Here is an 11,677-nt window from a genome sequence, read left to right as displayed (position 1 = left end):
TGCGAACGCACTATTCAGCGAAAGATTTGAGTACACCCAAAGCCATACTACAGCAATACTGGGGTTATCACCAGTTCCGCACCTTACAGGAAGATATTATCACCAATATCCTGGCTGGCCAGGACACACTGGCGCTGTTGCCTACCGGCGGCGGTAAGTCCATTTGTTTCCAGGTGCCGGCCATGATGAAGCCCGGGCTGTGCCTGGTGATCACACCGCTGATCGCGCTGATGAAAGACCAGGTGGCCAACCTCAAAAAGAAAGGCATCTCTGCGTATTCCATCTATTCCGGTATGTTGTACAAAGATGTGGAGCGTGTGCTGGAAGCGGCCCGCAGGGGCGGCTGTAAATTTTTATACGTATCTCCCGAACGTTTGCAAAGCAAGTTGTTTCAAACTTATTGCGATGGCCTGCCGGTCAACCTGATCGCTGTGGATGAAGCGCACTGTATTTCCCAGTGGGGATACGATTTCCGTCCTGCCTATCTGAAGATAGCGGATATCCGCAGTTTCTTCCCGGAGGCGCCGGTACTGGCGCTCACGGCGTCTGCCACGCCCCGGGTGCAGACAGACATCTGCGATAAGCTGCTGATGAAGGAGGCGAAAGTGTTTACCAAAAGTTTTGCCCGCGCTAACCTCTCCTACAGCGTGCTGGAAGAAGCCACTAAGATCGATAAAGTAAAACATATACTGGACCGCGTGCCCGGCTGTGGTATTGTGTATTGCCGCAACCGTAAGCGCACCAAAGAAATAGCCGACCTGCTGCAGCTGCAGGGTATCCCCGCCAGCTACTACCATGCAGGGCTGCCACAGGCAGAAAGGGCCGCACGGCAGGAAGCCTGGATCAACAACGAAACCCGGGTGATGGTCTGCACCAACGCTTTCGGTATGGGCATCGATAAGCCGGATGTCCGCATCGTGGTACACTACGATATGCCTGACGGCCTGGAAGCCTACTACCAGGAAGCGGGACGCGCCGGCAGAGATGAACAAAAGGCTTATGCCGTGTTGCTCTACAACGAAGAGGAGCTGGCCGAAATGCAGGAGCGTATTGCCTTGCAGTTTCCCACGCTGGAACAGGTGCGGGAAGTATACCAATGCATTGTCAACTACCTGCAGGTGCCTGTCGGCAGCGCGGAAGGCGTGTATTTTGATTTTGATATCAATGACTTTGCCCGCACCTTCCAGTTGAACCTCACGATGGTATACAGCGCTGTGAAGCTGTTGGAACAGGAAGAAGTGCTGCAGCTGAGCGAAAGCGTGTTCCTGCCGTCACGGGCGGAGTTTGTGACCAATAAGGAATCGCTGTATGCTTTCGAAAATGCATATCCTGCGCTGGAAGAGATCACGAAGGTACTGCTGCGTACCTACGAAGGTATTTTTGATCACCCCGTACCCATATACGAACGCCAGATAGGCCGGATCATGTACATGGAGGACGATGATATCGCCGCCTTGCTGCAACAGCTGCATCAATACGGCATTATCCATTACCAGGCGCGGCGTGATGAGCCACAGCTCTGCTTCCTGCAGGAACGTGTATCGGCGGCCAACCTGCGCATCAATATGGCGCGGGTAGAAGTGAGGAAGAAAGTATATGCCGACCGGCTGGCGGCGATGTTTGCCTATGCCCGGCATGGTGATACCTGCCGTACACAGCAGCTGGTGGCCTATTTCGGTGAGAAAGACGCAGCCCCCTGCGGTGTCTGCGATGTATGCCTGAAGAAAAAATCATCCCCGCCGGATGCCACGCAGTTTAAACGTATATCCGACAGCGTTACACTTATTCTGAAAGATAAGCCCCTGCTGTTTGCCGATCTGCATCAGCAGATGCCTGATGTACGCCGCAGCGACCTGATGGCCGTGTTGCAGTTTATGAATGAAGAAGGGTTATTGCGCCGCGATGAGGAAGGGAAACTCTGCATTTAGGGATTTTTTGATTTACGATTTTTTGATTTCTCGAATAAAAAAAAGAAGACCTGAGCGGTTGTTATCTATGCGCTCAGGTCTTCGCTGTTATAATATCATGAAATCAAAAAATCGTAAATCAAAAAATCTATAAATTAACCACACGGCCTTCTTTGCTGCTCAGGAAGGCGGCTTCAATAATTCTGATCACATTTTCCGCATCTTTAGGATCTACCGGGTTGGGCGCATTGTTGGCGATGGCCTCGTAGATGCCCTGGTAGTAGTCCATATAGTTGCCATTGGTGCCGGGCAGGTATTGTTTAACGGTTTTACCGTCAATGGTGGTGTGCAGCAGTCCCCATTCATGCGGCGCTTCGGCGCCCCAGTCGGGACTGTTGGGCAACAGGCCCCGCAGCAGTTGTGCTTCCTGTATATCGGATTTTGTTTTGATGAAAGAGCCGATGCGGCCATGGATCTGGTAGGAGGGCAGCGCTTCCCGGATAAGATAACTGCATTTCAGGCGTACGCGGAGGTTATCGTAGAAGAGCACCAGTTCAAAGTAGTCGTCTACGAGGGAGTCTTTGCGGATGATCCGGATATCGGCCCATACGGCTTTCGGAAAACCGAAGAGCTGCAGTCCCTGGTCTATCAGGTGGGAGCCGAGGTCATAGAGACTGCCGGTACCCGGGTTGGCTACTTCCTTGTGTTTTTTGTAGCTCAGTTCTTCCTTGAAGCGATCGTAGTGGATCTCTGCTTCGAGGACATCACCGAGCAGGCCTTCGCTGAGCACTTTGCGGACGATCTTAAAATCGCTGTCATAGCGGCGGTTGTGGTATACGCTCAGCAGTAGTTTTTTCTCTTTCGCCAGGGCGATGAGTGTTTCCGCTTCCGCAGTGGTAACGGTGAACGGTTTTTCTACGATCACGTTTTTCCCCGCTTCCAGTGCGGCTTTTACGTATTCAAAGTGGGTATAGTTCGGCGTGTTTACTACAATCAGCTCCAGTTCTTTATCTGCCAGCATATCCGGCACGGACGTATAGACTTTTACGTTAGGGTACCGCTGCCTGGCGAGGTCCTTGCTGCGTTCCACGACGGCCGTGAATTCAAAGCCCGGGTTCACGTAGATGAACGGTGCATGGAAAACTTGTCCGGACATGCCAAAGGAGCAGATGCCCGTCTTAATCACTTTACTCATAATTATCGTTTGAATCGGCGTGTAGCCGGTTAAGATTATCCGGATTAAAGTATAAAAAAACGATCAGTTTTTTTACAGAAATCCTTTCCCCGGCAATCCTGACCGGCCATGCTTTTAGAAAATAGACTTCTTCCTGCTCCTGCCGCCCAGACCCAGTGCGCCCAGCAGGCTGCGGGTGATAACGTTGGCGGCTGTACGGCCTGCCTGCCGCATGGCGGAGCTGCCCATCACCTGTTCGAACAGGCTTTTTTCTTCTTTTTTCTTCCCGGAGCCGGATGACTCGGAGGCGGTGGCTGTGGCGGTTTTCTCCGCGGCTTCCTCCAGTTTGGCGGTCAGTATTTCATAGGCGCTTTCACTATCGATGGCTTCGGCGTATTTCTTCACCAGTTTGGAGTTGCTGACCAGTGCGTCTATTTCCGCATCGGAGAGCACGTCCATGCGGGAGCGCGGCGATACCAGCATGGTGGCTGCCAGCGGGGTGGGCACGCCTTTTTCGTTGAGGCAGGTGATCAGCGCTTCGCCGATACCTATCTGGGTAAGCAGCTCGTCGGTTTTATAGAAATCAGACAGCGGGTAGTTTTCTGCAGTTTGTTTGATGGTTTTACGGTCATTGGCGGTAAAGGCGCGCAGGGCGTGCTGTACTTTGAGGCCCAGTTGTCCGAGCACGGAAGGCGGAATGTCCATGGGGTTTTGGGTACAGAAGAAAATGCCCACGCCTTTGGAGCGTATCAGTTTGATGATGGTGTCGATCTGTTTCAGCAGCGCGTCGCTGGCTTCGTTAAAGATGAGATGTGCTTCGTCGATGAACATCACCAGTTTAGGTTTCTCGAGATCTCCTTCTTCCGGCAGCGTGGCATAAAGTTCTGCCAGCAGGCTGAGCATGAAGGTGGAGAATAGTTTGGGGCGGTCCTGGATATCGGCTACCCGCAGGATGGACACCATGCCGCGGCCGTCGTCGCTGATGCGCATCAGGTCGTCCACTTCAAAAGATTTTTCCCCGAAGAAGACATCGGCGCCCTGTTGTTCCAGCTCTATCACTTTGCGCAGGATGGTACCGGTAGAGGTGGTGGATATTTTACCATAATCTTTTTCCAGTTCGGCTTTGCCTTCGTCGCTGGCGAACTGCAGTACTTTTTTAAAGTCCTTCAGGTCCAGCAGGGGCATTTTATTATCATCGCAATATTTAAACAGCATGGCTACCAGGCCGGCCTGGGTATCGTTCAGTTCCAGTATTTTGGAAAGCAGGACAGGGCCGAATTCACTGGTGGTGGCGCGCAGGCGGACACCTTTCTCATGACTGAGGGACAGCAGTTCTGAAGGGTAAGCGGCGGCGGACCAGGAGCCGCCGATTTTCTGGTACCGTTCCTGGATTTTAGGGTTGTCGGTGCCGGCAGCTGCAATACCGCTAAGGTCGCCCTTGATGTCCATCAGTAACACTGGTACGCTGGCGTCGCTGAGGCCTTCGGCGATCACCTGCAGGGTCTTGGTTTTCCCTGTACCGGTGGCGCCGGCGATCAAACCATGCCTGTTCATGGTTTTCAGGGGAGGGATACGTCTGCTCCGCTGATCACTTCACCATCCAGCATAGCACATCCTAATTTGAAATGCTCGCCTTTAAATGTATAGCCGTTCTTAATGGATTCCAGAAATGCTTCTTTATTGGCCATGGTGTAAAATGTTTTTTATGAAGATAACAAAAAGCGGCTGCAATCGCTGCCGTCGAATGGCAGTTTGCACACCGGGACCGAAATATAATCTCCCGATAATATAAACAAAAATCTCCCCGGCAGCCCGTGTATCTCCCCAACGGGCAAAAAAAATCCCGCCCAGCGGACGGGAACTAAATATCAAAATCCCTAAATGATCACAGGTCTTCTTCCCTTTCCAGCATCAGGATGGCTCCCTGTGGCACAATGAAGTATGTTTCGTCTTCATATACGATCTCGGTGGACCCACTCAGCAGGAAGATGGCCAGATCGCCTTCTTTGGCCTGTAACGGGATATATCTCACTTTGTCTTCCTCCGGTTTCCAGGAGTCCTCTTCTTCCACAGGAACGGGAATAGCGTAACCCGGACCGGTTTTGATCACATATCCTCTCTGTACCTTTTCTTTTGACTGCACACCGGGGGGCAGGTATAATCCGCTTTTGGTACGGTCATGCGGCGTTGTTGGCTTAATCAGTACCCGATCGCCAACAACGATGAGTTTTTTGAGTTTATTATCCGGTGTAATATGTATAGCCATGCTTTCCCCTGATCAAAAATAGTGCGGGCCTGCGGGACAATGACATACTGACAGTGTCTACAGGGCGCTGAGTGCAAATGTTTCGCCTGCCCGGATTCCTTTTTCAGTGTTTTGCAACGTGCAGCACTCATTTACCGGATCATGTTCGAAGAACAGCACATACTGTTTGTCCAGGGCCTCCTGCAGGAACCTTTTCTTTTCCGTGAGGGTGGTCAGCGGGAACATATCGTACGCCATCACATAGGGGATGGGCAGATGCCCGACAGACGGGAGCAGGTCGGCCATGTACACGATGGTTTTGTCTTTATACCGGATCTGGGGCAGCATCATGGCATCGGTATGGCCGTTGGCAAACCGGATATTAATATGATCTGTAAAGGCGATGCCTTCCTGGTGGGCGATAAATTTCAGCTGACCGCTTTCCTGGATGGGCAGGATGTTTTCCCTGAGGAAGGAGGCTTTCTCCCGGTCGTTGGGCACGGTCGCCCATTTCCAGTGGTCTTCATTGCTCCAGTAGGTAGCGTTTTTGAAGGCTGGCAGCAGTTTATCTCCTTCGCGTACAATGCTGCCGCCGCAGTGGTCAAAATGCAGGTGCGTTAAAAATACGTCGGTGATGTCGTCCCGGTAAAAGCCGTGCGCCGCAAGGGATTTATCGAGTGTGGCATCGCCGTGCAGGTAATAATGGCTGAAGAATTTGGCGTCCTGTTTATCGCCGATGCCGTTGTCTATCAGTATCAGGCGGTTACCGTCTTCGATGAGGAGGCAACGCATAGCCCAGGTACACAGGTTGTTTTCATCCGCAGGATTCGTCTTGTTCCACAGTGTTTTGGGCACTACGCCAAACATGGCGCCGCCGTCCAGTTTGAAAAAGCCAGTTTCAATGGTATACAACCGCATATTATTTGGTTATTTGGTTATTTGGTTATTGGGGCATTTTGATATTTGGTTATTGGGCTGTTTCTGAAGAGAAAAATAAAGCGCCCTAAACTCAATAACCCAATGTCAAAATACCCAAATTTCTACATCTTCCGTTGCTTCAGCAGTGCGGAAATAATCCACAGCAGGCCGATCACGAAAAACACGACCAGCGCCAGCACGGAGTTGCGCATGTTCTCCGTATAATCATCAATATAGGCAAAAGAAAACATTCCGATTACAATGGACAGCTTTTCAGTAACGTCGTAATAACTGAAGAAGCTGGCGGTGTCTTCGGTTTCGGGCATCAGTTTGGCGTAGGTGGAACGGCTGAGCGATTGTATGCCGCCCATCACCAGGCCTACTGCGGTGGCCAGCAGATAGAAGTCGGTAGCGGTTTGCATTTTGTATCCAGCTATGCAGATACCGATCCATACGATGACAACGCCGATCAATACACGAAGATTGCCGAAGATGCCGGAGAGGCGGGCCATGCCCCACGCGCCGGCAATGGCTACCACCTGGATGATCACCACGGTGCCGATCAGTTTGTCGGACGGGAGGTTCAGTACTTTGCTGCCGAAGATGGTAGCGGCCATCATCACCGTCTGTACGCCCATGCTGTAAAAGAAGAAGCCACGCAGAAAACGTTTCAGCACCGGCATGGTTTTCACCTGGGCATATACTTTACGCAGTTCGTTGAATCCTTCGGTGAAAGCGCCGGCGTTGTGTTTGCTGACGGTGGCTTTGGTGGCCGGCAGCCTGGCGAAAGTGATCTGGGCAAATCCCAGCCACCAAACGCCTACCAGCAGGAAGGTACTCCTGACAGCCTGCCCTTCGTCCAGCCCGAACGGCAGTAGCATCACGAGGGCGAAACCTATCAGTTGCAGCAGTACGGAGCCGATGTAGCCCATGCTGTAGCCGCGGGCGCTGATACGGTCACGGTCTTCAGGCGCGGCTATTTCCGGCAGATAGGAGTTGTAAAACACCAGTCCGCCGCAGTAACCCATGGTGGCCAGCATAAACGCCAGCACGCCCAGCCATAGGGTGCTTTTGGTAAAAAAGAAAAGGGTGGCGCAGGACAGCGAACCCAGGATAGTGAAAAATTTCAGAAAGTTCTTCTTATTGCCCCGGGTGTCGGAAATAGACGACAGGATGGGAGAAGCGATCGCTACCAGCAGGAAAGCCGCTGCCATGGTGTAGTTATACAGGGCAGAGTTGACAAAACGCATCCCCAGGAAGGATACATGTTCGTCGGTGACGGCAAGGAAATAAATCGGGAAAAAGGTAGTAGTGATAACGAGATTGTACACGGAGTTGGCCCAGTCATACATGGCCCAGCCGTTAAGGACTTTTTTGCCGGCAGTAATCATTCGTGAAGACGGTTAGTTGGCAACGAAGATAACAAAATCGCGATATGGCCGCACTATTGTTTGTAGTCGGTGATGCGGATGTGGTGTTTGCACATGAAGTACTCCTGTTCATCGTTGGAGCTGACGATGATGAGGCGGTTATGGCCGTATTGGTTGATCAGTCCCTGGTATAGCGCTACGCCGGCGGCATCGAGGTTGGTACAGGGTTCGTCCAGCAGTAATACGGGCACATCGCTGAGGATGGCCAGCGCCAGTTTGATGCGCTGCTTCATGCCGGAGGAGAAGTTGCGGAGTTGTTTATGGGCGGCCTTTTCCAGTCCGACCATTTCCATGGCCATGGCGGGTGTAATGCCGGGCAGCAGGGATTTGAACTGGGTGTGGAAGGTGATGATCTCGGTGAGGGTGAATTCTTCTATGAGCTCGAGATAGGGGGCTGCAATAGCACAGTACCGGAAAAACGCATCGGGAGCGATGGGTTTTTCCGGTGTGCTGTATTGTACGGTGCCTTCATTGTGTTGAACGGCGCCGCTGATAACCTGTAGTAAAGTGGATTTTCCTGAACCGTTGGGCCCCAGAATCGCGTAGCGTTCTCCTTCCTGGAAGGTGAGGCTCACACCACGAAATATCCAGTCGTAGTTGAAACGTTTACCTGTTTGGTCAAGAGATATCGTCATTGGAATGGGAAGTATAACCTCTCATAATACCACGGCCGGACTCACGGATGAAGGACAGGATCTCGTCTCTTTCGTCGGTGGCAGGGAATTCAGCTTCGATGATGCTGATGGCCTTGGATAATTTATAGCCCTTCACAAAAATCACACGGTAAATATCCAGGATATGATTGATTTTTTCCAGGGAGAAACCTCTTCTTTTCAGGCCTACCGAGTTGATACCCACATAGGAGAGGGGTTCACGGGCGGCTTTAACGTAAGGGGGTACATCTTTTCTGACAAGGGAGCCGCCGGTAACGAAGGCGTGGTCGCCTACTTTACAGAACTGCTGGATGGCCACCATGCCGGCCAGTACCACGTGGTCGCCCACGGTGATATGTCCTGCGAGGGTGGTGTTGTTGGAGAAGATGCAGTGGTTGCCCACTTCGCAGTCGTGCGCAATGTGGCCGTAAGCCATGATCAGGCAGTTATCGCCGATCCTGGTTTTCCACTTGTCGCGCGTGCCGCGGTTGATGGTCACGAATTCACGGATAGTAGTGTTGTTCCCGATTTCCACAGTGGTTTCTTCACCCGCATATTTTAAGTCCTGAGGGATAGCAGAAATAACGGCGCCCGGAAAGATGCGGCAGTTTTTACCGATGCGGGCTCCTTCCATGATAGTCACGTTGGAGCCTATCCAGGTGCCGTCGCCGATTTCTACATTTTTGTGGATGACGGTGAACGGATCAATTTTAACATTAGGCGCTACTTTGGCGTCCGGATGTATGTATGTAAGCGGGTGGATCATTGCTTTTATTTGCCTTCTCTGGTTTTTATAATTTGTGCTATCATGTCGGCTTCGGTAGCAACCTTATTGCCAATGAAAACCGTTCCCCGCATTTCCACGAGCCCTCTTCTGATGGGGCTCAGCAGTTCCATTTTCAGGATCATGGTGTCTCCCGGCACGACTTTCTGTTTGAATTTACAGTTGTCGATTTTCAGGAAGTAGGTGTCGTAATTCTCCGGGTCCGGTACGCGGTTCAGTGCCAGGATGCCGCCTACCTGGGCCAGCGCTTCGAGCTGTAAAACGCCCGGCATCACCGGGTTGGCCGGGAAGTGCCCCTGGAAGAAATGTTCGTTGAAAGTGACGTTTTTGATACCAACCACTCTCTCTTCGCCCAGTTCAATGATTTTGTCTACCAGCAGCATCGGATAACGGTGTGGCAGCGTTCTTTCGATACGGGGAGTATCAAAAATCGGCGGCTGGTTGGGATCGTATACCGGAACGTCTTTATTGTGCTTGTTCTTTTTGATATAAGCCTTGATCTTACGGGCAAACTCCACGTTGGAAGCATGACCCGGACGGTTGGCGATGATATGCGCCTTGATGGGATAGCCAATCAGGGCCAGGTCGCCCACTACGTCCAGCAGTTTGTGACGTGCCGGCTCGTTGGGGAAACGCAGCTCAATATTATTGAGGATACCTTCGCGTTGTACTGACATCGTTTCGCGGTTAAAGGCTTTGGCGAGGCGGGTCATATCCTCCTCGTTTACAGCGCGGTCTACCACCACGATGGCGTTGTTGATATCGCCGCCTTTGATCAGGTTGTTGTTCAGCAGGTACTCCAGCTCGTGAAGGAAGCAGAACGTGCGGGAGGAGGCGATCTCGTTCCGGAAGTTCTCAATGCTCTTCATTTTCGCGTGCTGGGTGCCCAGTACGGGAGAGTTGAAGTCGATCAGGCAGGTGATGCTGTAGTCCAGTGCCGGCAGCGCTACCATCTCTACTTTTTTTTGTTCGTCGTAGTAGCTGATGTTGGTATCTATGGTATAATAGATCTTTTTGGCGTCCTGGTCCTGTATCCCTGTTTTCTCGATGGCTTCGATGAAGGGGAGGGAACTGCCGTCCATGATAGGAATTTCCGGGCCGTCCAGCTCAATCAGTACGTTGTCAACACCGGTACCTACCAGCGCTGCCAGCAGGTGCTCGATCGTGCTCACACGGGCGCCGTTATGTTCCAGCGTGGTGCCGCGGGCGGTATCTACTACGTAGTCCACGTCCGCTTTTACAACGGGCTGGTTAGGCAGGTCTACACGTTGGAATTTGATGCCGGACCCCGGGGATGCCGGTTTCAGCGTCATGTTTACACTGGCTCCTGTATGCAAACCCACACCCGAAATGCTGATGTCGCCTTTCAGGGTATGCTGGTTCTGCAACTGTTGATTTTCCATCATATTAACTAATGTATAACTGTTTGATCTTCAAGTTAATTAAACCCCTGCTTTTTCCTGTAACAGTTGTTTTACCATCTCCTCTAATTCCTTCACGCGTTTTTCAAGGTCCGGCAAATTTCTAAAAATTGCCTGACTTTTCAGCGAACTTTTATAATCGTAGGCCGGGGAGCCGGTGAGGGAGCTGTTGGGAACAGTGATGGACTTGGAAAGTCCGCTCTGGGCGTTGATCTTGGTGCCGTCAGCGATGTGGATATGGCCTACCATGCCCACCTGGCCGCCGATCACACAGTTCTGGCCGATTTTGGTGCTGCCGGAAACGCCGGTCTGCGCAGCAATCACGGTGTTCAGCCCGATGTCCACATTGTGGGCCACCTGGATCAGGTTGTCCAGTTTCACCCCCTGGCGGATGATGGTGGAACCCATCGTTGCCCGGTCAATGGTAGTATTGGCGCCGATTTCCACGTCGTCGTGGATCACCACGTTGCCGATCTGCGGTACTTTTTTATAGGAACCGTCGGGCTGCGGCGCAAAACCGAAACCATCGCCACCGATCACGCAACCGGCATGCAGGATGGTGCGGCTGCCTACGATACAGTTGTCATATACTTTTACGCCGGGGTACAGCACCGCGTCGTCGTTTACAATGACGTTCTCGCCCAGGTATACCCCCGGGTATATTTTTACGTTATTGCCCAGTACCACGTTTTCGCCCAGGTAGGCAAACGCGCCCACAAATACGTTCTGCCCCATCTTTACAGACTGGGGAATGTGGGAAGGTTGCTGGATGCCGGATTTGTTGCCGGTCAGGTAACGGTATTTCTCCAATAACAGGGCAAAACTGCTGTATGCGTCTTTTACCCGGATAAGCGTGGAATGGATAGGGCGTTCTATCACCAGGCTTTCATTCACAATCAGAATGGATGCTTTCGTCGTATATATGAACTCTTCATACTTAGGATTGGCAATAAAACTGAGCATGCCCTCGCCTGCCTCTTCGATTTTGGCGATGTTGCTCACCTTCACGTCCGGATTTCCCTCCAGCTTACCATCTAACATGGTCGCTAACTGTAATGCGCTAAACTGCATAAATAATATTTGTAATGTTTTCCAGGCCTACTCCGGAATGTATGAAATTATTCTTTAATGTTTTAAAGCTTGTA

11 protein-coding genes are annotated in these 11,677 nt (G+C 51.7%); 1 reads left to right on the top strand and 10 read right to left on the bottom strand.

Going from position 1 to position 11,677, the window contains the following annotated elements; genetic code table 11:
- Window positions 1-26 precede the first annotated feature (26 nt).
- Window positions 27-1,928: a RecQ family ATP-dependent DNA helicase gene (locus HF324_RS31310; RefSeq protein WP_168861600.1), complete on the top strand. Its 1,902-nt coding sequence runs from the start codon at window positions 27-29 to the stop codon at window positions 1,926-1,928.
- Window positions 1,929-2,055: 127 nt separating this feature from the next.
- Here the strand turns inward: HF324_RS31310 and HF324_RS31305 are convergent, their stop codons facing one another.
- From HF324_RS31305 to lpxD, 10 genes are all read right to left on the bottom strand, one after another.
- Window positions 2,056-3,102 (bottom strand): Gfo/Idh/MocA family oxidoreductase, encoded by a 1,047-nt coding sequence (locus tag HF324_RS31305; RefSeq protein WP_168807525.1) that lies wholly within the window; start codon window positions 3,100-3,102, stop codon window positions 2,056-2,058.
- Window positions 3,103-3,216: 114 nt separating this feature from the next.
- Window positions 3,217-4,635: a helicase HerA-like domain-containing protein gene (locus tag HF324_RS31300; protein ID WP_258539337.1), complete on the bottom strand. Its 1,419-nt coding sequence runs from the start codon at window positions 4,633-4,635 to the stop codon at window positions 3,217-3,219.
- 5 nt (window positions 4,636-4,640) lie between these two features.
- Window positions 4,641-4,769 (bottom strand): hypothetical protein, encoded by a 129-nt coding sequence (locus HF324_RS33750; protein WP_258539336.1) that lies wholly within the window; start codon window positions 4,767-4,769, stop codon window positions 4,641-4,643.
- Between the two features lie 197 nt (window positions 4,770-4,966).
- Window positions 4,967-5,347, bottom strand: a complete 381-nt coding sequence (locus HF324_RS31295; RefSeq protein WP_246269334.1) for a co-chaperone GroES — start codon at window positions 5,345-5,347, stop codon at window positions 4,967-4,969.
- Between the two features lie 57 nt (window positions 5,348-5,404).
- The gene (locus HF324_RS31290) at window positions 5,405-6,244 is read right to left on the bottom strand and encodes an MBL fold metallo-hydrolase (RefSeq protein WP_168807521.1); all 840 of its coding nucleotides are present in this window, start codon (window positions 6,242-6,244) and stop codon (window positions 5,405-5,407) included.
- Window positions 6,245-6,366: 122 nt separating this feature from the next.
- Complete coding sequence (locus tag HF324_RS31285; RefSeq protein ID WP_168807519.1) at window positions 6,367-7,635, bottom strand: MFS transporter; 1,269 nt, start codon at window positions 7,633-7,635, stop codon at window positions 6,367-6,369.
- 53 nt (window positions 7,636-7,688) lie between these two features.
- On the bottom strand, window positions 7,689-8,309 hold the full coding sequence (locus HF324_RS31280) for an ABC transporter ATP-binding protein (protein WP_168861599.1): 621 nt from the start codon (window positions 8,307-8,309) through the stop codon (window positions 7,689-7,691).
- The gene (lpxA, locus tag HF324_RS31275) at window positions 8,293-9,093 is read right to left on the bottom strand and encodes an acyl-ACP--UDP-N-acetylglucosamine O-acyltransferase (RefSeq protein ID WP_168807515.1); all 801 of its coding nucleotides are present in this window, start codon (window positions 9,091-9,093) and stop codon (window positions 8,293-8,295) included. Before lpxA ends, HF324_RS31280 begins: the two co-directional genes overlap by 17 nt.
- Window positions 9,094-9,098: 5 nt before the next feature.
- Window positions 9,099-10,517, bottom strand: a complete 1,419-nt coding sequence (locus HF324_RS31270; protein ID WP_235021570.1) for a bifunctional UDP-3-O-[3-hydroxymyristoyl] N-acetylglucosamine deacetylase/3-hydroxyacyl-ACP dehydratase — start codon at window positions 10,515-10,517, stop codon at window positions 9,099-9,101.
- Between the two features lie 36 nt (window positions 10,518-10,553).
- A complete protein-coding gene (gene lpxD, locus HF324_RS31265; protein ID WP_168807513.1) occupies window positions 10,554-11,603 on the bottom strand; it encodes a UDP-3-O-(3-hydroxymyristoyl)glucosamine N-acyltransferase in 1,050 nt (349 codons plus the stop codon).
- Window positions 11,604-11,677: the final 74 nt, after the last annotated feature.

The organism is Chitinophaga oryzae (assembly GCF_012516375.2).
Classification (GTDB): Bacteria; Bacteroidota; Bacteroidia; order Chitinophagales; family Chitinophagaceae; genus Chitinophaga; species Chitinophaga oryzae.
Note: the sequence above shows the minus strand (reverse complement) of the source record. Positions and strands in the feature narration are given on the sequence as shown.